The sequence below is a fragment of the Streptomyces sp. NPDC028635 genome, from assembly GCF_040637635.1.
Lineage (GTDB): Bacteria > Actinomycetota > Actinomycetes > Streptomycetales > Streptomycetaceae > Streptomyces.
The window spans coordinates 72,595-91,580 of record NZ_JBEZWX010000024.1 but is presented as its reverse complement, the minus strand read 5'-3'; the positions used below and the strand labels follow the sequence as shown (position 1 = coordinate 91,580).

Here is an 18,986-nt window from a genome sequence, read left to right as displayed (position 1 = left end):
CTCGGCTCGGCTTGGCGCGGTGGCCCGGCTTCAGCGCGCGGCGGCCCGGTTCGGATCGCCGGGCGGGGCGAAGGCGGTCCCCGGGTTGTCAGTGCCCCGTGTCACGATCGTTGGGTGAGCGCTGTCGACCGGGCCTTCGAGGCCGCCCTGTACGACACCGGTGTGACCACCCTGGACACCGGTGCCTCCCTGCTGGCCGCCGACCCGGCGGCCGACGCCGACGTGGAGCGGCGTGGGCGGGAGTTCGTCGCGGTGCTCTGGCGGCGTGGCTGGCAGCCCGCCGACCTCGTACGGATCGTGCGGCGCGAACTGGACGACGTCCACGTACGGCTGGCCGCCGATCTGGTGCGGGCGCAGGCCCCCGACGACCGGGCCCGCGGTGCGCGCTGGCGGGCGCAGATCGAGGAGCTGCCCCCTTCCGCGCCGGTCCGGGCCGACCGCTTCACCCACGCCACCGCCGTCCTCGAGCTGTACCGGCTGCTGGTACGCCTGCCCGCGCTGGAGCCCCTGGAGGAACCGCGCAGGCCGCGCAGCTCCGATTCCCGGATGCTGGGCCGGATCCGCGCCCTGCTCGCCAAGGCGGAGGCGACCGGCTACCCGGAGGAGGCCGAGGCGCTCACCGCCAAGGCGCAGGAGCTGATGGCCCGGCACAGCGTCGACGAGGCGCTGCTCGACGCGCAGGCGCCCGCCCCTGACGCGCCCGGTGCCTGCCGGATCGGTGTCGAGCCGCCGTACGAGCAGGCCAAGGCGGTCCTGCTCGACGCGGTCGCCACCGCCAACCATTGCCGCGCGGTGTGGAACGAGGCGCTGTGCTTCTCCACGGTCGTCGGTTTCGAGGCCGACCTGGAGGCCGTCGAGCTGCTCTTCACCTCGCTGCTGGTGCAGGCCCAGTCGGCACTCGCCACGGCGGAGGCCGCGCAGCGCAAGGGCGGCCGTAAGCGGACGAAGACCTTCAGACAGTCGTTCCTCGCCGCGTACGCGCACCGGATAGGCGGGCGGCTCGCGGTTGCCGCGGAGACGCAGGTGAGCGACGACCTGCTGCCGGTGCTCGCCTCCCGCGAGGTCGCGGTCGGCGCCGCGGCCGACCGGATGTTCCCCGAGACGGTGTCCACCCGGCTGCGCGGGGTGAGCGACGAGGCGGGGTGGACCGAGGGCTCCCGCGCGGCGGACCGGGCGCGAATGGGGGACCGGCCGCGACTGCCGTGAGGCTCTGCGCGGCGGTTCGCTCTGCGGAGGCGGCTCGCTCTCCGGGGTGGGCGCTCTGTGGCGGCGCGATTGTGCACGGCGTCTGTGGTGTCCGGCGGTGCGGTCGCGCACGGCGTCTGTCGCGTCTGGCGATGCGGTCGCGCACGGCGTCTGTCGCGTCCGGCGATGCGGTCGCGCACCGCGAGAGTCTGTCGCGCCCGGCGGTGCAACCGCGCACCGCATCTGTCGCGCCCGGTGGTGCGTCGCACCGAGCGAGGCGTCGTGCTCGGCGGTGCTGCGGCTTTCCGGCATGCGCCGGCGCTCTGCCGGTGCGTGCGCTCCTCGGCGGTGGCGGTCTCGCGGGGTGGGTCGGGGTCGAGTCACGGCGTCGTGTGGGATGGCCGTGCCAGTGGGGGTGTGGCCGTGCCGGTGGGGGGTGCCGACGCCGTGACGTCGAGGCGTGTCGTCAGTCCCCGGCCCGTTCGAAGCCGCCCACCGTGGCGTCCGGGGTGCTGCCCTTGAGCGCGACCTCGCCGTACGACCACGGGAACTCGTGCGTGTCCTCCGCGCCGGGCAGGGCGAACGTCGCCGTCTTCACGGCCAGGCTCTGCGGGCCGGCCGATGCCGCCGCCCGCGTGTAGGTGATCGTGAAGGACGTCGTCGCGTCCTTGGCCAGCGACAGCTTCTGGCTCTGCGCCGCCTGGTCGGCGGGGACGACCGCCTTGGTGTCCCCGGCCTGCAGGACGACCTTCGGGAAGCCCTCCAGGGTGCAGTCGGAACCCGTGTTGGTGAGCGTGACGGTGACGGTGCCGGTGTCGCCGGCGGCGGGCGCGGCGCTGACCGGGCCGACCTCGGCGCCCACGCCGTCGAGGCGGCAGGCGGTGCTCTTGGCCGCCTTGGCGTCGCCGCCGGCCGCCTTGTCGTTGCTGTCGGTGCCGCTGTCGCAGGCGGTGAGGAGGAGCGCCGCCGCGAGGGCGGCGACGGTGATCGGCATGGCGCGCATGTGTGGAATCCCCTGAGATCGAGACGGTGCCCCAGGATCATCGCGCATGCGCGGGCCAGGTCCTACGAGCCGAGGCCCGCCGTGGGGAAGCGGGAGGGCATTCCGCCGTTCTCGGAGCGGGTGTACGTCTCCGTGCCGACGTCACCCACCCAGGTGACCTTCAGCGTCGTCTTGTCCACGGAGTCGATGTGGCCGTTGGTGTGGCCGGCCGCCGTGCCCTTGCACTTGAGCTGGATCGTGCGGTCCTTGATCGGGCCGCTGCACACGCTGCCGCCGGTGGTGAAGAGGGCGGCCTGCGTTCCGGTGAGGACCAGGACGACGGCCTTGCCGTTGGTGGTGGTGAGCCAGTTGCCCTGCAAGGCGCCGGCGGCGGGCTGGGGGGTGGTGGCGCCGGTCGAAGGGGACTGGGTCGTTGCCGGGGCGGTGGTCTTCCCGTCGCCGCTCCCGCTCCCGCCGCTCCCGCTGTCACCGCCACCGCCGCTGCACGCGGCCAGGGTCAGGGCGGCGGTGAGGGCTGCGGCCGCGGTCATGAGGCTTCGGCGGCGTGTGGGGGTCGGGGAAGTCACCGGGGCACGCTACCAACGGGTACGGAAGGGGGGCCAGACCCTGGAGCCGCCGTTCGTCCGCGGACGGGCGGGGGTGCTCTCGGCCCCTGCGGCGGAGCGTCGCACTCTCCCCCGACGTGCCGCCGCGCCGCCGATCTGTGTACGGCCCCGCACCCCCCCGTGTAAGACGCCGCACCCCCCCGTGTACGGCGCCGCCCCCCCCGTGTACGCCGCCGCACCGCCCGCATGCGTAGGAAGAACCCTACGGTTGACGCGTAGGCAATTTCCTACGTAACTTGTCGGGCATGAGCATCCGTCACGCCTCTTTCGTCACCCTCCCCGTCTCCGATCAGGATCGGGCCCTGCGCTTCTACCGCGACGTACTCGGGTTCGAGGTCGTCGCCGATCTGGAGATGCCCGCGGGGCGTTGGCTGCAGGTCGCGCCGGCGGGGGCGCAGACCGTGTTCACGCTGTCGGGGCCGGGGATGGGCGATTTCGAGACCGGGTCGGCGCGGGGGATCATGTTGGTCACGACCGATGTCGACGCCGACTGCGCCCGGCTCGCCGAGGCGGGTGCCGTGGTGCGGGGGCCGGAGGAGCAGCCGTGGGGCCGTATGGCCTCCTTCGCCGATCCCGACGGCAACGGTCTGATGCTGCTGACGGAGAAGGAAGGCTTCTGAGGCCGTGATGAGTGCCGGGGCCCGTGATGTCGCCGCCGAGGACCGTGTCTTCGCCGCGCTCGCCAACGCCACGCGCCGGGAGGTGCTGCGGCTGCTGCGGGAGGGCGGGCCCCAGCCGGTGCAGGCGATCGCCGATCACTTCGCCATGCGCCGGCCCAGCCTGTCGGAGCATCTGAAGGTGCTCCGGGACGCCGGTCTCGTCGCTGAGCAGCGGGCCGGGCGGCAGCGTATCTACCGGTTGCGGGCGGTGCCGCTCGCCGAGGTGCAGGAGTGGCTCCATCCGTACGAGCGGTTCTGGCGCGATCAGCTGAAGGGGCTGGGGGATCTGCTCGACCGGATGCCCGACGATGACCCGTCATGAGCAGCGACGACGATCTCACCACTGTCCGTGTCGACCAGTTCTTTCCGCATCCGCCCGCCAAGGTGTGGCGGGCGCTGACCGAGCCGGAGTTGCTCGCGCAGTGGCAGATGCCCGGCGCCGGGGAGTTCCGGCTGGCGGTCGGTCATCGGTACCGGATGACGTCCGTGCCGCGGCCCAACACCGGTTTCTCCGGGGTCGTAGAGGTGGAGGTTCTCGCGTTCGACGTGGAGCGGATGCTGGCCGTGCGGTGGCGGGACGCCGATCCCGCCCATCCGGCTGACTGGACGATCACCTGGCGGCTGGAACAGGAAGGGCGCGGAACGCGTCTGTTCCTGGTGCACGAGGGCTTCGATCCGGACGACCCGGCGCAACTGATGGCCCGGCGGATCATGGGCGGCGGCTGGGCCGCGCATGTTCTTCCTGCTCTGGGGCAGGCGCTGGAACGGTTCCCGTAAAGCGCTCGTCAAAAGCTGTAACCGGGGGAACACCTGGCGTGCACGTGCATTTGCTCAAGCATCTGCACGTGAACGGGGTTATGATCCCGATCAGTTGACCGATGCATCAATGGCCTCATCAGCCAGTGCACCACCGGGGAGCGACCTGTGGACCACGACGTGTACGACGTTGAGAACGCGTCCGGCGTGTACAACGGCATCGCCGCCACGCACCTGCACGGGGTCTCCTGGCAGAAGAGCCGGCACAGCAACTCCCAGGGCTCCTGCGTGGAGTTCGCCCGCCTGCCGGGCGGGGACGTCGCCGTGCGCAACTCGCGGTTCCCCGACGGGCCCGCGCTCGTCTACACGCGGGCGGAGATCGAGGCGATGCTGCTCGGCGTCAAGGACGGGGAGTTCGACCATCTCGTCGGCGGATGATCACGGCTCACGTGTGCCCGGTGTGAGAGCGCTTGCTTTGACGCGCGTAGAAACCCGGCGTCGAAGGACGCCGGGAGGGATTACACGGAGGGCAGCCGGAACAGGGCCCAGACCACCTTGCCGCCGAGGCCGCCCGTCAGCGGGTGCCAGCCCCAGCTGTCGCTGAAGGACTCGACGAGGAACAGCCCGCGGCCGGACTCCGCCGCGAAGTCGTCGGCCTCGCGTGCCACCGGGCCGTCCTCGCTCGTGTCGCGCACCGCGCACACCAGCCGCTCGCTCCACCGCATCAGGTGCAGCCGCACGGGCGGCAGCGGATCACCGGCCGCGCTCCCGGCCGGCGTGGCGTGCCGCAGCGCGTTGGTGACGAGTTCGGAGACGACGAGGCACACGTCGTCGAAGCGGTCGCCCAGCCCCCACTGGTCCAGGGTCCGGCGGGTGAACCGGCGTGCCTCGCCCACGGCTTCGTAACGGGCGGGCAGGGAACAGGAGGCGGCGTTGGAGACGGCTGCGGGATCCAGCGGCGGAAGGCCCTGCCGTAACGGCTGGAGCATGGTCGATCCATTCGTCCCCATGCGAGGCACTCCCGGGAGTTCGCGGTCGTTGCGATGCAGCGGTGGCGCGGGACCATGGTTTCGGATGCGCAGACCAGATGCAAGGGCAGATGCACGTGCACGTGACCGAAATGGATGCCCACGTGCCGCTTGTTGGCCATTTTTTCTGCCCGCTTCCCCCTCAACTCCCCCATCTTCTTTACCCCTTGATGGCCAGAAGTCGCACCGGCGTGACAGGAAGCTTTTCCGTCTCTGTAATCGGACGAGTACTGCTCGAAGTGTTTTAGTGGCAGACTGCGGGCCCTGGAGTCGGTAGGGAGGCAGCGGACGTGAGTGCGGGAGAGCCAGGATCAGTGGTGCGGCGCATGCTGCTCGGCTCGCAACTCAGGCGGCTGCGCGAGGCACGCGGGATCACGCGCGAGCAGGCGGGGTACTCGATCCGTGCCTCCGAGTCGAAGATCAGCCGGATGGAACTGGGCCGGGTGAGTTTCAAGACGAGGGACGTGGAGGACTTGCTGACGCTGTACGGCATCACGGACGAAGCGGAGCGCACGGCCCTGGTGAACCTGGCCCGCGAGGCCAACGTCGCGGGCTGGTGGCACAGTTACTCCGACGTCCTGCCGAGCTGGTTCCCCACCTACGTCGGCCTCGAGGGTGCCGCGTCCCTGATCCGCGCCTACGAGGTGCAGTTCGTCCACGGCCTGCTCCAGACCGAGGCGTACGCGCGTGCCGTGGTGCGGCGCGGGATGAAGGGCGCGAGCGAGGCCGACGTCGACAAGCGGGTGCAGCTGCGCCTGGAGCGGCAGAAGTACCTCGTCGCCGAGAACGCCCCCGAGTTCCACGTCGTCCTCGACGAGGCCGCCCTGCGCCGGCCGTACGGCGACCGCGCGGTGATGCGCGAGCAGCTGCAGCACCTGATCGACATGTCCGAGCGGCCCAACGTCCGGCTGCAGGTCATGCCGTTCAGCTTCGGCGGGCACTCCGGCGAGTCCGGCGCGTTCACCATCCTCAGCTTCCCCGAGTCCGATCTGTCGGACGTGGTCTTCACCGAACAGCTCACCAGCGCGCTGTACCTGGACAAGCCGGAGGACGTCGCCCAGTACGAGCAGGCGCTGAAGGAGTTGCAGCAGGACAGCCCCGGGCCGTCCGAGACCCGCGATCTTTTGCGTGGACTCCTTCAACTCTCCTGATGCACAAGTACGATGACGTGTGATCAGACCGCGAGGTGAGCGAGGCCGACTCGCCTGCCCCGGCAGGCAGGGATTCAGGGGGATCGCATGTCACCGTACTTCTCCGACCTGGCGCAGCAGTACATAGACGGTGAGTGGCGCCCGGGCACCGGCTCCTGGGACATCATCGACTGCAACCCGTACGACAGCGACAAGCTGGCCTCGATCACGATCGCCACGGCCGGGGAGGTCGACGCCGCCTACCGCGCCGCCGAACGGGCCCAGAAGCAGTGGGCGGCCACCAACCCCTTCGCCCGGCGGGCGGTGCTCGAGAAGGTGCTGCGTCTCGTCGAGGAGCGCGAGGCGGAGATCACCGAGGCGATGATCGCCGAGCTGGGCAGCACCCGGGGCAAGGCCGCCTTCGAGCTGCACCTGGCCAAGGAGTTCCTGCGCGAGGCGGCCCATGTGGCGCTCAGCGACGAGGGCCGGATCGTTCCCTCGCCGATCGACGGCAAGGAGAACCGTGTCTACCGGGTGCCGGTCGGGGTGGTCGGCGTCATCAGCCCCTTCAACGTGCCCTTCCTGCTGTCGCTGAAGTCGGTCGCCCCGGCGCTGGCGCTCGGCAACGCCGTCGTGCTCAAGCCGCACCAGAACACACCGGTCCTCGGCGGCACTCTGATAGCCAAGCTGTTCGAGGACGCCGGGCTGCCCGCCGGGGTGCTCAACGTCGTCGTCACCGACATAGCGGAGATCGGCGACGCCTTCCTGGAGCACCCGGTGCCGAAGGTCATCTCCTTCACCGGCTCCGACCAGGTCGGCCGGCACGTGGCCACCGTCTGCGCCGCCCACTTCAAGCGTGCGGTGCTCGAACTGGGCGGCAACAGCGCGCTGGTGGTCCTGGACGACGCCGATGTCGACTACGCCGTGGACGCCGCCGTCTTCAGCCGCTTCGTGCACCAGGGCCAGGTCTGCATGGCCGCCAACCGGGTGCTGGTCGACCGGTCCGTGGCCGAGGAGTTCTCCGCGAAGTTCGCCGAGCGGGTGAGAGGGCTCAAGGCCGGTGACCCGAGCGATCCGGCGACCGTCATCGGGCCGCTGATCGACTCCCGGCAGGCGGAGGACGTCTCCGGGGTGATCGAGCAGGCCCTCACCGAGGGCGCCACCGCGCTGGTGCGCGGCACCACGACGGACACGCTGGTCGAGCCCGCCGTGCTGACCGGGGTCCCGGCCGGCTCGCCGCTGCTGCGGCAGGAGGTCTTCGGCCCGGTCGTCTTCGTCGTCCCCTTCGACGGCGAGGAGGAGGCGGTACGGCTCGTCAACGACACCCCGTACGGGCTGAGCGGCGCGGTCTTCACCGCCGACGTCGAGCGGGGGGTACGGTTCGCGCGGCAGATCGACACCGGGATGTTCCATGTGAACGACGGCACGGTGCACGACGAGCCGATCGTTCCCTTCGGCGGTGAGAAGCACTCGGGACCCGGCCGGCTGAACGGCGAGTCGACGCTGGAGGCGTTCACGACGCTGAAGTGGATCTCGGTGCAGCACGGCCGCAGCCGCTTCCCCTTCTGACCAGCTACACGACTTCTGACGGGATCCACGACTTCTGACAGGAGCCTCGGCTTCGGACGGGAGCCTCGACTTCTGACAGGAGCTTCGACGCGTCGTCGACTTGCGGACAGCAGCTGACCGCAAGGGTCCGTAACGTCGTCTGTGTCGGGCGGGAAAGCCCGGTGACGACGAGACGAAAGGCGGCCGGTCATGGTCACTCACGTGCGAGCCGAAGCCCAGGGCGACGAGCGGGGGGCGCTGCTGTCCTTCCTCGAGGAGCAGCGCGGCGGCATCCGCCGGGCCGTGCTCGGCCTCACCGAGGAGCAGGCCGCGAGCCGGCCGAGCGCGAGCGAGCTGTCGCTGTCCGGCCTGGTCAAGCATGTCGCCGAGGTCGAGCAGAGCTGGGTGGCCCGGGCCAAGGGCGAACCGCCGGCGGTCAAGCGGGACGAGTCGAACTGGCACGAGTGCTTCCGGCTCACCGAGGGCGAGACGCTCGCTCAGCAGCTGGCGTACTGGGAGCAGGTCGCCGCCGAGACGGAGGCCTACTTCCGCTCGGTGCCCAGCCTGGACGACACCTTCGCGCTGCCGAACGACCCCTGGTTCCCGCCGGACGAGCGGGTGTCGCTGCGCTGGCTGGCCCTGCACCTGATCCGCGAGACGGCCCGCCACGCCGGCCACGCGGACATCATCCGCGAGTCCCTGGACGGCAGGACCGCGTTCGAGCTGGTGGCCCTGGAGCAGACGGCGGGCCGGGAGAACGCCGGGTAGGGAGAGCACCTGGCCGTGCGGGCCCGGCGCAGCCCGCACGGGGTACGGCCATAACCTGGACCCCATGTCAACGATCCGGCTGCTCGTGCTCGGGGCCGTCCGGCAGCACGGGCGGGCCCATGGGTACCAGGTGCGCGGCGACCTGGAGTACTGGGGCGCGCACGAGTGGTCCCACGCCAAGCCCGGGTCGATCTACCACGCCCTGAAGCAGATGGCGAAACAGGGACTGCTGCACGCGCACGAGACGGCGCCGTCCACGGCCGGCGGCCCGCCGCGCACGGAGTACGAGATCACCGAGCGCGGCACGCAGGAGTACTTCACGCTGCTGAGGGAGGCGCTCGTCGCCCGGGACCGCGGCGTCGACCTGCTCTCCGCGGCGATCGGTTTCATGGTCGATCTGGAGCGCGCGGAGGTCGTGGCGCTGCTGCGCGAACGCCTCCGGCGGCTGGCGGCGTGGCGGGACACCGTCACCGAGCACTACATCCCCGAGGACGGGCCGCAGCAGTTCGGCCACATCGGCGAGATCATGAACATGTGGGTGCACACGGCGGACGGTGAGGCCGCCTGGACGCGGGGCCTCGTCGAGCGCATCGAGGCCGGCGCCTACACCTTCGCCGGGGAGGGCGAACCGTTCGTCGGCGTCCTCGCCGAGGGCCAGGAGAACCCGTACGCGACGGGGGAACGCGGGCCGGGGAGCGCGTAGGAGGGGCGCTCAGTGGTGGAAGCCGGTCGCCGCGTCGCGGTCCCGGGTCTGCGGATGCGGTTGCCGGCGCAGTTCGGGCAGCAGGCGGGTGAGGTCCTCCACGAACAGCTCGGCGAGGTCCGAGGAGAAGCCGTTGCGGCACACCACCCGCAGCACCGACAGGTCCTCCCGCTTCGGCGGGAAGGTGTACGCCGGCACCAGCCAGCCCCGCTCGCGCAGCCGCCGGGAGACGTCGAAGACGTCGTACGCCGTGACACCCTCGGCCGTGGTGCACGCGAACACCGGCAGCTGGTCGCCCCGCGTCAGCAGCCGGAAGTCGCCGAGCGCCTCCATGCGTTCGGCGAGCGTGCGCGCCACGTCCCGGGAGGCCTGCTGCACCGCCCGGTAGCCGTCCCGGCCCAGCCGCAGGAACGTGTAGTACTGCGCCACGACCTGCGCGCCGGGCCGGGAGAAGTTCAGCGCGAAGGTCGGCATGTCGCCGCCCAGGTAGTTGACCCGGAACACCAGCTCCTCCGGCAGCGCCGCCGCGTCCCGCCACAGCGCCCAGCCGACCCCCGGGTAGACCAGCCCGTACTTGTGCCCGGAGGTGTTGATCGACGCCACCCGTGGCAGCCGGAAGTCCCACACCAGGTCCGGGTCGAGGAACGGCGCGACCATCGCACCGGACGCCCCGTCGACGTGGACCGGGATGTCCAGGCCGGTGCGCTCCTGGAGGGCGTCCAGGGCGGCGCACAGGTCGGCGATCGGCTCGTAGGAGCCGTCGAAGGTGGAACCGAGGACACCGACCACGCCGATCGTGTTCTCGTCGCACAGCTCGGCCGCGGTCTGCGGATCGAGATGGAAGCGCTCGCCCTCCATGGGCACCAGCCGGGGCTCCACCTCCCAGAAGGTGCAGAACTTGTCCCAGCAGACCTGCACGTTGACGCCCATCACCAGATTCGGCCTGGCCCCGGGGTAGCGGTCGCCCGCGCGCTTCGTCCAGCGCCGTTTCAGCGCCATCCCGGCCAGCATGCACGCCTCGCTGGACCCGGTCGTGGAGCAGCCCACGGCCGCCGACGCGTCCGGCGCGTGCCACAGGTCGGCGAGCATCGCCACGCAGCGCCGCTCCAGCTCGGCGGTGCGCGGGTACTCGTCCTTGTCGATCATGTTCTTGTCCCGGCACTCCGCCATCAGCACCCCGGCCTGCGGCTCCATCCAGGTGGTGACGAAGGTGGCCAGGTTCAGCCGGGAGTTGCCGTCCAGCATCAACTCGTCGTGCACCAGCTGGTACGCCGTCGTCGGCGCCATCGCGGTGTCGGGGAGGCGGTGCGTGGGCGGGGCCTGCGTCATCCCGCCGGCCGGGTTGGCCTCGCCGTAGAACGGGTTGACGGCCAGCGGACGGTCGGCGGGCTGCGCGGCGCCTTGGTGCAGGGGCATGCATCCGACGCTAAGTCCGCTCCGCCGGACCCGCACGCGGGCTTGCACCTCACGCGGCGTGAGGAGCCAGGGTGGACCGTGCAAGCAAGAAGGGAGCGGAAGTGAGCTATTCCGTGGGACAGGTCGCCGGCTTCGCCGGGGTCACGGTGCGCACCCTGCACCACTACGACGAGATCGGTCTGCTCGTGCCCGGCGAGCGCAGCCACGCGGGCCACCGGCGCTACAGCGACGCCGACCTCGACCGGCTGCAGCAGATCCTGTTCTACCGGGAGCTCGGCTTCCCGCTCGAGGAGGTCGCGGCCCTGCTCGACGACCCGGACGTGGAGCCGCGGGAGCACCTGCGGCGCCAGCACGAACTGCTGACCGCCCGGATCGAGAAGCTGCGGAAGATGGCCGAGGCCGTGGAGCACGCCATGGAGGCACGCACGATGGGAATCCAGCTCACGCCGGAGGAGAAGTTCGAGGTGTTCGGGGACCACGACCCCGACCAGTACGCCGACGAGGTCGAGCAGCGCTGGGGCGACACCGAGCAGTACCGGGAGTCGCAGCGCCGGACCGCCTCCTACACCAAGGAGGACTGGAAGCGGATCACCGGCGAGATGGACGCCGTCCACGGCCGGATGGCCGACCTGCTCGACCAGGGTGTCCCGGCCGGTTCCGTGGCGGCGATGGACGTCGCCGAGGAGCACCGCCGCTTCATCTGTTCCAGCTACTACGACTGCTCGCACGAGCTGCACGCGTGTCTGGGACAGATCTACGTCGACGACCCGCGCTTCACCGCGATGTACGAGAACATCCACACCGGGCTCGCCGTGTACATGCGAGACGCCATCAAGGCGAACGCGGCCCGGCACGCCGCCTGAGGACCGTGGCCCGGGTGCCGCTCCCGGGCCACGGCCACCGCCGCGCCGCAGGCGCGCACAGGGGTGCCGAGAAGACCGCCGCCGAAAAAAGCCGCTTAACTTGAGCCTTTTCAGCCAGGGCTTCGGAAAACAGCGGAAGGGGCCAGTCCGGGAGTCGTCCGCCAATCAAACAACGCGTAACTTTAGGCGGAATCGCGTGTTAGCTTGAGCGCCTTGACGACGGCATGGGCGGCGGCCCGCATATTCCGACCGGGCGTATTCGCCGTGACCGTCGGCAAAGCGGGGGGAGCGCTCATGGCGATGCACGGGGCACACGCGAGCCGGGGAGCCGGGAGAACCGCGAACGGCGCCGGGCCGGCACCGGGCGACGCCGGGCCGGCCGTGAGGAGCGCGGGGCCGATGGCGAAGGACGCCGGGTCGGTCGCGAGGGTCGCACGGCGGCACACGGGGCTGCTGCTCACCGGGGTACTGCTCGGCCTGCTGGGAGTGGGCGCCTCGCTCGCCCAGCCCTGGGCCATCGGGCAGCTCATCGAGGCGGCGGGCGCGGGCGCCTCGATGACCGGTCCCGTCACCCGGCTCGTCGCCCTTTTCTGCGCCGGCGCCCTCTTCTCCTCCCTCCAGGCATACGCCATCGGGCGGGCCGGGGAGAACATCGTCTTCGACGTCCGCCGTATTCTCGTGGAACGTATTCTGCGCGTCGATCTCACCGCGTTCGGACATCAGACCCAGGGGGATATTCTCACCCGCGCCGTCACGGACACCTCACTGGTGCGGATCGCCCTTTCGCAGAGCCTCGCCCAGCTGATCGTCAGCGGCGCCACGGTCATCGGCGGCGTCGTGCTGATGTTCCTCATCGATCTGCCTCTGACGCTCATCACCATGGGCTGTCTGGCGGCCGCCAGCCTCATCTCCGTCGTGCTCGCCCGCAGGCTCCGCAAGGAGGCGCTGCGCAACAGGGACGACACCGGCGCGTTCGCCGACGGCACCCAGCGCGTGCTCGCCGCCCTGCCCACGGTGAAGGCGTCCCGCGCCGAGACGCGCGAGGCCGCCCGCGTCGGCGAGCTGGCCGGGAGGGTGCGGCGCTCGGGCATACGGGTCAACGCGTACAACGCGCTGCTGATGCCGTCCATGAACGTCGGCACGCAGGGCGCCCTGGCCGTCGTCGTCGGGGTCGGAATGTCCTGGGTGGCCCGCGACGAGATGGACATGGCCAGTCTGACCACGTTCATCATGTATCTGTTCCAGCTGGTGTCGCCGCTGGTGATGTTCTTCCTGGGGGTGGGCCAGTTCGTCCAGGGCCGGGCCGCCGTCCAGCGGGTGGACGAGCTGGCCCGTCTGCCCCAGGAAGGCGAGGAGACGGCCGCCGCAGCGGACCCCGCCGCGCTCGCGGCGCTGGACCCGCACGAGCCGGCGGTCGAGTTCCAGGACGTGCGCTTCGCCTACCGGCGGGGCAAGGGGGCGGAGCGGACCCCGGTGCTCGACGGCGTCTCCTTCAGCGTGCCGGCGCGTGGCCTGACGGCGGTGGTCGGGCCGTCGGGCGCGGGCAAGACCACCCTGTTCCAGCTGATCGAACGCTTCTACCCGGTCGACGCGGGCCGCGTGCGGCTCGGCGGGCGCACCATCGAGGCGCTGCCCCTCGACACGGTCCGCGGGCTGGTGGGGTACGTCCAGCAGGACAGCGCGGCCCTGCGCGGCACCATCCGGGAGAACCTGACCTACGCCCATCCCACGGCCGGTGAGGACGCCATCCGGGAAGCCGTGGAGATGGCCGGACTCACCTCGGTGATCGCACGTCTGCCGCAGGGCCTCGACACCGAACTCGGCGACCAGGGCAGCGGGCTGTCCGGCGGCCAGCGGCAGCGTCTGTGCATCGCCCGCACGCTGTTGCAGCGGCCCGCGGTCATGCTGCTGGACGAAGCCACCTCCCACCTGGACTCCGAGACGGAGCGGGACCTCCGCGAGGTGCTGCGGCGGGTCTCCGAGCGCTGCGCGGTCATCGCGATCGCCCACCGGATCTCCACGGTGATCGACGCGGACCGGATCGTGGTGCTGGACAAAGGCCGGGTCCGGGCCGTCGGGGTGCACGACGACCTGATGGCGCGCGACGCGCTCTACCGGCGCCTGGCCGCGTCGCAGCTGCGCGCCGAACCCGGCGCCGCCACCGCTGGACGACACGGGCAACCGCGGGTGCCCACGTCCCCCGTGACAGCGGGCCCGCCGGCGTACGCCGGACCGGTCGAGCAGACGTTGCAGCTTCGCATCGTTAGGAAGGGGAGGCAGTGGTGAGCACTGCGGACGTCGCCATCGTGGGCACCGGGCCCAACGGCCTGGCCGCGGGCGTGGTCATGGCCCGCGCCGGACTGCGCGTGGAGCTGCACGAGGCGGCCGAGACCATCGGGGGAGGGCTGCGTACGGCTTCGCTCTTCGACTCCGGCGTCGTGCACGACCTGTGCTCCGCCGTCCACCCCATGGCCGCCGCCTCCCCGTTCTTCCGCGGCTTCGACCTGGCGGCCCGCGGGGTCGAGCTGCTGCAGCCCGAGATCAGCTACGCGCATCCGCTGGACGGGGGCCGGGCCGCTCTCGCCCACCGTTCCCTGGCGAAGACCTGCGAGCACCTGGGCGTCGACGGTCCCGCCTGGAGGCGGCTGATGGAACCCCTGCTGGAACGCAGCGAGGCCGTCGTCGACCTCGTCCTGTCCGGACAGCGCCGGCTGCCGGAAGACCCGGCGGCGGCCCTGCTGCTGGCGAGCCGGGTGGCGCTGCACGGCAGCGGACTCGGCGCGGCCCGTTTCCGGGGCGAGGAGGCACCCGCGCTGCTCACCGGGGTCGCCGCGCACGCGGTCGGCAGGCTGCCGAGCCTGGCGTCCGCGGCGGTGGCCATGCTGCTGGGACACCTGGCGCACGGGTCGGGGTGGCCGCTGCCCCGCGGCGGCAGCGGCCGGATCGCGCAGGCGCTGGCCGACGACATCACCGCGCACGGCGGTGTCTTCCACACCGGACACCACGTGACGGACCTCGCCGAACTGCACGGCGCCCGGGCCGTGTTGCTCGACACCGGCACCAAGGGTTTCCTGGCCCTCGCGGGCGGCCGGCTGCCCCGTGCCTACGCCCGCCGGCTCGAGCGGTTCCGGCCGGGTCCGGGCGCCGCCAAGGTCGATTTCCTGGTGTCCGGGCCGATCCCCTGGGCCGACCCGGCGGTGGGCCGCGCCGGCACCGTGCATCTGGGAGGCACGCACGCCGAGATGGTGCGGCAGGAGACGGCGAACGCCCGCGGGGTGCGCACCGCGAGGCCGTTCGTCCTCGTGGTGGACCCGGCGGTGGCCGATCCCGACCGGGCACTGCCGGGCAAGCGCCCCGTGTGGGCGTACGCGCACGTGCCCAACGGGGACCCCACCGACCCGTACGACCTGGTCCGGGAACGGATCGAGCGGTACGCACCCGGGTTCACGGACACCGTCGTCGCACATCGCTCCGTCGCCGCCGCCGCGTACGAGGAGTACAACCCGAACTACACCGGTGGTGACATCGGCACCGGCGCGATGACGCTCTACCAGAGCATCGCGCGACCGGTGCCCCGTCTCGACCCCTACCGCACGCCGCTGCCGGGTGTCTTCCTGTGTTCCGCGGCCACGCCTCCGGGGCCGAGTGTGCACGGAATGTCGGGATATCTGGCCGCGCGCTCCGCACTTCGCCATTGTTTCGGGATACGCGACGTTCCCGCCCTCGGGCCCGCCCGGGGGCCGGCCGTGACATCACCGGTGCCGCCCGAAACACGGGATGCGGCCGGCTGATGAATCCTCAATTGGCTTTATTCCGGCGGGCGGTGTGACGCAGCCCGCGCCCGGTATCCATGGGACGGCCCGGATTGCCTTTGATACGGTGGAGACAACGAAGTCACCCCACAGGCTCCGTTGAGGCGTTACCGCGCTGCTGTCTGACCAACCACGCGGGTCGGTTGCGGATCTGTCCGCGACCGATGTAGCCGGCATCTGTCTTTGTGCCCGGCCGCCGGCCCCTCGGCTTAGTGACGCTCCCATCGGTATGCAGTGGGGTCAGTGCTAGGGGGAAAACCTGTGGAAACCGCAGTCGACGACATAGGCTACGGGAGGCAGTTCAAAGGGTGGTACGACCGGCTGATCCCGGACGACAGGGTCACAGCCGAAGCCGTGAGAGGACTGGCCGCCCGCCACCCCGCCCCCGAGGCGGGAACCCTTGAACTGGGCGTCGGCACCGGGCGGATCGCCCTCCCGCTCTCCCGGAGCGTCGGTCACGTCACCGGCGTCGACTCCTCCGTGGAGATGCTGGACGCGCTGCGCGCCAAACTCCCGGACGGCGGCGACGTCACACCCGTGCACGGGGACATCCGCACCTACACCTCCGATTCCCGCTACGGGCTGGTGTACTGCGTGTGCGCGACCCTGTCCTGCCTGCTCACTCCCGAGGACCAGCAGCGCGCCGTCCGGCGTGCGGCGGACCTGCTGCTGCCCGGTGGCCGGCTGGTGATCGAGACGCACAACAAGCCGGCCATCGTGGACCTGCACGAGGGCCGGTCCCGCACCACCTACTTCGTCCCCTACCCGGAGCCGGGGACCGGGGTGCAGACCCATTCCACCCTGCTCGACGGCGGGCTGTGGCAGTGCTCGCACATCCTCTACCAGGCCGACGGCACCACCAGGGTGGGCAACGAGACCACCCGGCTCACCACTCCCGACGACGTCGACGGCTACGCACGCGCGGCCGGGCTGGAGCCGGAGTCCCGCATGTCGCGGTGGGACGGCACCCCGTACAGCGCCGCGGCGCCCCTGTTCATGTGCTGCTACGTCAAGCCCTGAGCACACCACACCCAGCACGCGGTAGGCCATGAGGGGGTTGCCCGTGGGGCGTCCGCCAGCACTTCCGGTAGACAAGAAACTCGGCCTGGTGGTCAGAGTGATGAGCGGTGAACTGACAGCGGCGGAAGCCGCGCGGGAAGCAGGGGTGTCCGAACAGTCGGTGTCCAACTGGCGCAGACAGTTTCTTGAGGGAGGCCGCAACGGCCTGGCCGGTGAAGGCGGCAAAGACACCGAAGAAGCGTCCAGGATGGCCGAGCTCGCCAAAGAAAACGCCATGCTGAAAGCAACGATCGGCGAACTCTACATGGAACTCCGGAAATACGGGCGGAGCATGGGAGTTCGTCCGCCGCAGCCCCGTGGGAGAACCCGCCCGGGACGGATGGTCAATTAACCCATAATTTTGGCCCGGTCATGCGTGTTAGCTTTTCGGGCAGACGGTCACTTCACATCACGGGGGAGGGAATGTGGCGTCTTTGGAGCGCCAGTTCGCTGTCGGTCTTGCCGGACTGGCCGGTGCAAGCCTTCTGACCGGAGCAATAACGCGGTACAGGGGCAGGAACGAGCGCGCGCGCCGTTACCTGCTGCACGAAAGGCCCGACGGCAAGCTGGTCGAGGTGTGCGTGCACATCCCGCCGCGGGCACAGCGCGCCGTTCTGCTCGACAACGGCATGGGCGCGCCCCAGGAGTACTGGGACTGGGTCTGCGACGCGCTTCCCGAGGACATGGGGTACGTGCGCTTCAACCGTCCCGGTTACGGGCTCAGCACGCCGGACACCCAGTACGGCGTCGAGGGCCACTTCGAGCTGCTGCAGGAGCTGCGCGACACCTACCTCGCCGGCCTTCCCCTCGTGCTGGCGGGTCACTCCCTGGGCGGGTACCTCGTCGCGGCCTACGCGTCGCTGCATCCGGACGCGGTCCACGGCGTGACCCAGGTGGTCATGATCGACGCCACCGAGGTCGTCAGCCTGCGCCACGCCCGCCGGACCGACGTCGACCGCTGGTCCCACCAGCGGATGCTGATGGAACAGCTCTTCGCCGCCACGGGGCTCTCCGTCTTCCGCCCCGCGATGAACGTCAACCAGCAGTACCGCCCGGACATCAACCGGAGCTACCGGGCCTTCCTGGCGACGCCCCGCACCTGGGCCACCGCCCACCGGGAGTACCGGGACGCGATGACCTACCCGGAACTGACCTCGCTGGAATGCCCCCTGACGGTCGTCACGGCGGAGAACAACATCGGCGACAACACGCTGCACGCCGGCATCCAGGCCAGGCTCGCCGTCATCTCCGAGCAGGCCCGGCACCACTTCGTCGACGGCTCCGACCACGAATCGCTGCTGGCCGTGCGCCGGCACGCCGAGGAGGTCGCGGAACTGATCGCCGGCGACCCGCCGTCGGGGCCACTCGGATCCTCCTGGCGGCCGTCCACCACGGCACGCCGGGCCGACGAGAGCGCCCCGGACCGGGAGAGGCAGCCGGCGTGATCATCAAGGTGAACACCGAACGGGCGAAGGTCGCCGCCGTCACCACGTCGCTCGCGGCCTGGCTGGTCGCGACCGCCGCGGCCCAGATCCCCGAGCAGCGGTTCGACGGGCTGCTCAACCGCGGACGGCTGCGCATACCGACTCCCAACTGGCGCTTCTTCGGGCCCAATCCCGGAGTGAAGGACAACCACCTGCTCTACCGGGACATCATCGGCGGAACACCGGGCGAGTGGACGGAGGTCCCGGTCGTCCACGACCGGCCCTGGTACGCACTGGCCTGGAACGCACGCAACCGCAGCCCGAAGGCCCTGTTCGACGCGACCCAGCACACCCTCGCCCAAGCGGTCGCCTTCGGCTCGCACGTCCTGCCGGTGACCACGGCATCGGGGTACCGGCTGCTGGCCCGGTACATCCAGCTCCACCTGCCCCACGCCGAAGGCGCCACGCACAGCCAGTTCATGCTGCTGCACTCGTACCCCACCAGCCCCGAGGACCGGCACATCGAACCGGTCTTCGTCTCCCTGGAGTTCCCGCTGGAGGGGGACGTCACCCCTGCCGACGCCCCGTCGCCGGCAGCCGCGTAGCGAGCCGACCGGCCCTCTCGACTGGAAGCCGCGAGCTCACTCGGCACCCCTGTGCCGCGTGAGTCCGCGCCCTCCCGCCGAACGGCTGGAGAACCCGCTCCATCCCTGAGAGAAAGAGGACACCACCATGTCTATCGTGGCTGATTTCGCCAACACGGAGCTGGCCGACGTGCGTCCGGGCCGCATCGGCAACGACGCGACCCCGACCATGCTGACCCCGCTGGCCACCCTCGCCACCCCCGAGGGCGTCGCCGTGACCTCCGCCACCGCCTACGCGCTGCACGAGGTTACCAAGGACATCCAGCGCTGACCGACCGGCCGGCAGGCGATGCCGACCGGCATCCCTGACTCCGCCCGATAAGGACACGGCGGCACGGTACGCCCGATACGCATACCGTGCCGCCGTTGTCCATTCCACCGTA

21 protein-coding genes are annotated in these 18,986 nt (G+C 70.9%); 17 read left to right on the top strand and 4 right to left on the bottom strand.

Annotation, left to right across the window (positions count from 1 at the left end):
• Positions 1–114 precede the first annotated feature (114 nt).
• Positions 115–1,206 carry a DUF2786 domain-containing protein gene (locus AB0E88_RS24120; protein ID WP_361633879.1) on the top strand — a complete coding sequence of 364 codons (1,092 nt, stop codon included), beginning with the start codon at positions 115–117 and terminating at the stop codon, positions 1,204–1,206.
• Between the two features lie 445 nt (positions 1,207–1,651).
• Here the strand turns inward: AB0E88_RS24120 and AB0E88_RS24115 are convergent, their stop codons facing one another.
• Together AB0E88_RS24115 and AB0E88_RS24110 are read right to left on the bottom strand one after the other, a co-directional pair.
• Positions 1,652–2,188 carry a DUF4232 domain-containing protein gene (locus tag AB0E88_RS24115; RefSeq protein WP_361633876.1) on the bottom strand — a complete coding sequence of 179 codons (537 nt, stop codon included), beginning with the start codon at positions 2,186–2,188 and terminating at the stop codon, positions 1,652–1,654.
• A 62-nt stretch (positions 2,189–2,250) separates the two neighbouring features.
• Entirely contained in the window at positions 2,251–2,718 is a 468-nt protein-coding gene (locus AB0E88_RS24110; RefSeq protein WP_361633874.1) for a hypothetical protein, read from the bottom strand.
• Between the two features lie 320 nt (positions 2,719–3,038).
• Between AB0E88_RS24110 and AB0E88_RS24105 the strand changes: the two genes are divergently transcribed.
• From AB0E88_RS24105 to AB0E88_RS24090, 4 genes are all read left to right on the top strand, one after another.
• Positions 3,039–3,413, top strand: coding sequence for a VOC family protein (locus AB0E88_RS24105; protein WP_361633872.1), 375 nt, complete (start codon positions 3,039–3,041; stop codon positions 3,411–3,413).
• Between the two features lie 7 nt (positions 3,414–3,420).
• Positions 3,421–3,774 carry a metalloregulator ArsR/SmtB family transcription factor gene (locus AB0E88_RS24100; protein WP_361633935.1) on the top strand — a complete coding sequence of 118 codons (354 nt, stop codon included), beginning with the start codon at positions 3,421–3,423 and terminating at the stop codon, positions 3,772–3,774.
• Positions 3,771–4,229, top strand: a complete 459-nt coding sequence (locus tag AB0E88_RS24095) for an SRPBCC domain-containing protein (RefSeq protein WP_361633869.1) — start codon at positions 3,771–3,773, stop codon at positions 4,227–4,229. Before AB0E88_RS24100 ends, AB0E88_RS24095 begins: the two co-directional genes overlap by 4 nt.
• Before the next feature lie 147 nt (positions 4,230–4,376).
• On the top strand, positions 4,377–4,646 hold the full coding sequence (locus tag AB0E88_RS24090; RefSeq protein ID WP_361633866.1) for a DUF397 domain-containing protein: 270 nt from the start codon (positions 4,377–4,379) through the stop codon (positions 4,644–4,646).
• 80 nt (positions 4,647–4,726) lie between these two features.
• Here AB0E88_RS24090 and AB0E88_RS24085 read toward each other — a convergent pair whose 3' ends face one another.
• Positions 4,727–5,218 carry an ATP-binding protein gene (locus AB0E88_RS24085; RefSeq protein WP_361633863.1) on the bottom strand — a complete coding sequence of 164 codons (492 nt, stop codon included), beginning with the start codon at positions 5,216–5,218 and terminating at the stop codon, positions 4,727–4,729.
• Between the two features lie 344 nt (positions 5,219–5,562).
• On the opposite strand from AB0E88_RS24085, the gene AB0E88_RS24080 reads away from it, so the two are divergent.
• From AB0E88_RS24080 to AB0E88_RS24065, 4 genes are all read left to right on the top strand, one after another.
• Entirely contained in the window at positions 5,563–6,387 is an 825-nt protein-coding gene (locus AB0E88_RS24080) for a helix-turn-helix transcriptional regulator (protein ID WP_361633860.1), read from the top strand.
• Positions 6,388–6,474: 87 nt separating this feature from the next.
• On the top strand, positions 6,475–7,935 hold the full coding sequence (locus tag AB0E88_RS24075) for an aldehyde dehydrogenase family protein (protein ID WP_361633857.1): 1,461 nt from the start codon (positions 6,475–6,477) through the stop codon (positions 7,933–7,935).
• 189 nt (positions 7,936–8,124) lie between these two features.
• Positions 8,125–8,682 carry a DinB family protein gene (locus AB0E88_RS24070; RefSeq protein ID WP_361633854.1) on the top strand — a complete coding sequence of 186 codons (558 nt, stop codon included), beginning with the start codon at positions 8,125–8,127 and terminating at the stop codon, positions 8,680–8,682.
• Between the two features lie 64 nt (positions 8,683–8,746).
• Positions 8,747–9,385 carry a PadR family transcriptional regulator gene (locus tag AB0E88_RS24065; protein ID WP_361633851.1) on the top strand — a complete coding sequence of 213 codons (639 nt, stop codon included), beginning with the start codon at positions 8,747–8,749 and terminating at the stop codon, positions 9,383–9,385.
• A 9-nt stretch (positions 9,386–9,394) separates the two neighbouring features.
• Here AB0E88_RS24065 and AB0E88_RS24060 read toward each other — a convergent pair whose 3' ends face one another.
• Positions 9,395–10,801, bottom strand: a complete 1,407-nt coding sequence (locus tag AB0E88_RS24060) for a glutamate decarboxylase (RefSeq protein ID WP_361633848.1) — start codon at positions 10,799–10,801, stop codon at positions 9,395–9,397.
• 101 nt (positions 10,802–10,902) lie between these two features.
• On the opposite strand from AB0E88_RS24060, the gene AB0E88_RS24055 reads away from it, so the two are divergent.
• The 8 genes from AB0E88_RS24055 to AB0E88_RS24020 all read left to right on the top strand — a co-directional run bounded on the left by AB0E88_RS24055 (position 10,903) and on the right by AB0E88_RS24020 (position 18,874).
• Positions 10,903–11,664, top strand: coding sequence for a MerR family transcriptional regulator (locus tag AB0E88_RS24055; RefSeq protein ID WP_361633845.1), 762 nt, complete (start codon positions 10,903–10,905; stop codon positions 11,662–11,664).
• A 399-nt stretch (positions 11,665–12,063) separates the two neighbouring features.
• Positions 12,064–13,950, top strand: coding sequence for an ABC transporter ATP-binding protein (locus tag AB0E88_RS24050; protein ID WP_361633842.1), 1,887 nt, complete (start codon positions 12,064–12,066; stop codon positions 13,948–13,950).
• Positions 13,947–15,455, top strand: coding sequence for an NAD(P)/FAD-dependent oxidoreductase (locus AB0E88_RS24045; RefSeq protein WP_361633839.1), 1,509 nt, complete (start codon positions 13,947–13,949; stop codon positions 15,453–15,455). The genes AB0E88_RS24050 and AB0E88_RS24045 overlap by 4 nt, the downstream gene beginning before the upstream one ends.
• 282 nt (positions 15,456–15,737) lie before the next feature.
• Positions 15,738–16,496, top strand: a complete 759-nt coding sequence (locus tag AB0E88_RS24040; RefSeq protein ID WP_361633836.1) for a class I SAM-dependent methyltransferase — start codon at positions 15,738–15,740, stop codon at positions 16,494–16,496.
• Between the two features lie 28 nt (positions 16,497–16,524).
• Positions 16,525–16,887, top strand: a complete 363-nt coding sequence (locus AB0E88_RS24035; RefSeq protein WP_361633833.1) for a helix-turn-helix domain-containing protein — start codon at positions 16,525–16,527, stop codon at positions 16,885–16,887.
• A 229-nt stretch (positions 16,888–17,116) separates the two neighbouring features.
• Positions 17,117–17,980 carry an alpha/beta fold hydrolase gene (locus AB0E88_RS24030; RefSeq protein WP_361633830.1) on the top strand — a complete coding sequence of 288 codons (864 nt, stop codon included), beginning with the start codon at positions 17,117–17,119 and terminating at the stop codon, positions 17,978–17,980.
• A complete protein-coding gene (locus tag AB0E88_RS24025; protein ID WP_361633827.1) occupies positions 17,977–18,564 on the top strand; it encodes a hypothetical protein in 588 nt (195 codons plus the stop codon). Before AB0E88_RS24030 ends, AB0E88_RS24025 begins: the two co-directional genes overlap by 4 nt.
• Before the next feature lie 136 nt (positions 18,565–18,700).
• Entirely contained in the window at positions 18,701–18,874 is a 174-nt protein-coding gene (locus AB0E88_RS24020) for a linaridin family RiPP (protein ID WP_361633824.1), read from the top strand.
• Positions 18,875–18,986 lie beyond the last annotated feature (112 nt).

Excerpts from the sequence above, each read along its gene's own strand:
- AB0E88_RS24080 (WP_361633860.1), top strand. The coding sequence starts at position 5,563 with ATGCTGCTCGGCTCGCAACTCAGGCGGCTGCGCGAGGCACGCGGGATC.
- AB0E88_RS24105 (WP_361633872.1), top strand. The coding sequence starts at position 3,039 with ATGAGCATCCGTCACGCCTCTTTCGTCACCCTCCCCGTCTCCGATCAG.
- AB0E88_RS24100 (WP_361633935.1), top strand. The coding sequence starts at position 3,421 with ATGAGTGCCGGGGCCCGTGATGTCGCCGCCGAGGACCGTGTCTTCGCC.
- AB0E88_RS24035 (WP_361633833.1), top strand. The coding sequence starts at position 16,525 with ATGAGGGGGTTGCCCGTGGGGCGTCCGCCAGCACTTCCGGTAGACAAG.
- AB0E88_RS24070 (WP_361633854.1), top strand. The coding sequence starts at position 8,125 with ATGGTCACTCACGTGCGAGCCGAAGCCCAGGGCGACGAGCGGGGGGCG.
- AB0E88_RS24110 (WP_361633874.1), bottom strand. The coding sequence starts at position 2,718 with ATGACCGCGGCCGCAGCCCTCACCGCCGCCCTGACCCTGGCCGCGTGC.
- AB0E88_RS24085 (WP_361633863.1), bottom strand. The coding sequence starts at position 5,218 with ATGGGGACGAATGGATCGACCATGCTCCAGCCGTTACGGCAGGGCCTT.
- AB0E88_RS24065 (WP_361633851.1), top strand. The coding sequence starts at position 8,747 with ATGTCAACGATCCGGCTGCTCGTGCTCGGGGCCGTCCGGCAGCACGGG.
- AB0E88_RS24050 (WP_361633842.1), top strand. The coding sequence starts at position 12,064 with ATGGCGAAGGACGCCGGGTCGGTCGCGAGGGTCGCACGGCGGCACACG.
- AB0E88_RS24060 (WP_361633848.1), bottom strand. The coding sequence starts at position 10,801 with ATGCCCCTGCACCAAGGCGCCGCGCAGCCCGCCGACCGTCCGCTGGCC.
- AB0E88_RS24115 (WP_361633876.1), bottom strand. The coding sequence starts at position 2,188 with ATGCGCGCCATGCCGATCACCGTCGCCGCCCTCGCGGCGGCGCTCCTC.
- AB0E88_RS24075 (WP_361633857.1), top strand. The coding sequence starts at position 6,475 with ATGTCACCGTACTTCTCCGACCTGGCGCAGCAGTACATAGACGGTGAG.
- AB0E88_RS24095 (WP_361633869.1), top strand. The coding sequence starts at position 3,771 with ATGAGCAGCGACGACGATCTCACCACTGTCCGTGTCGACCAGTTCTTT.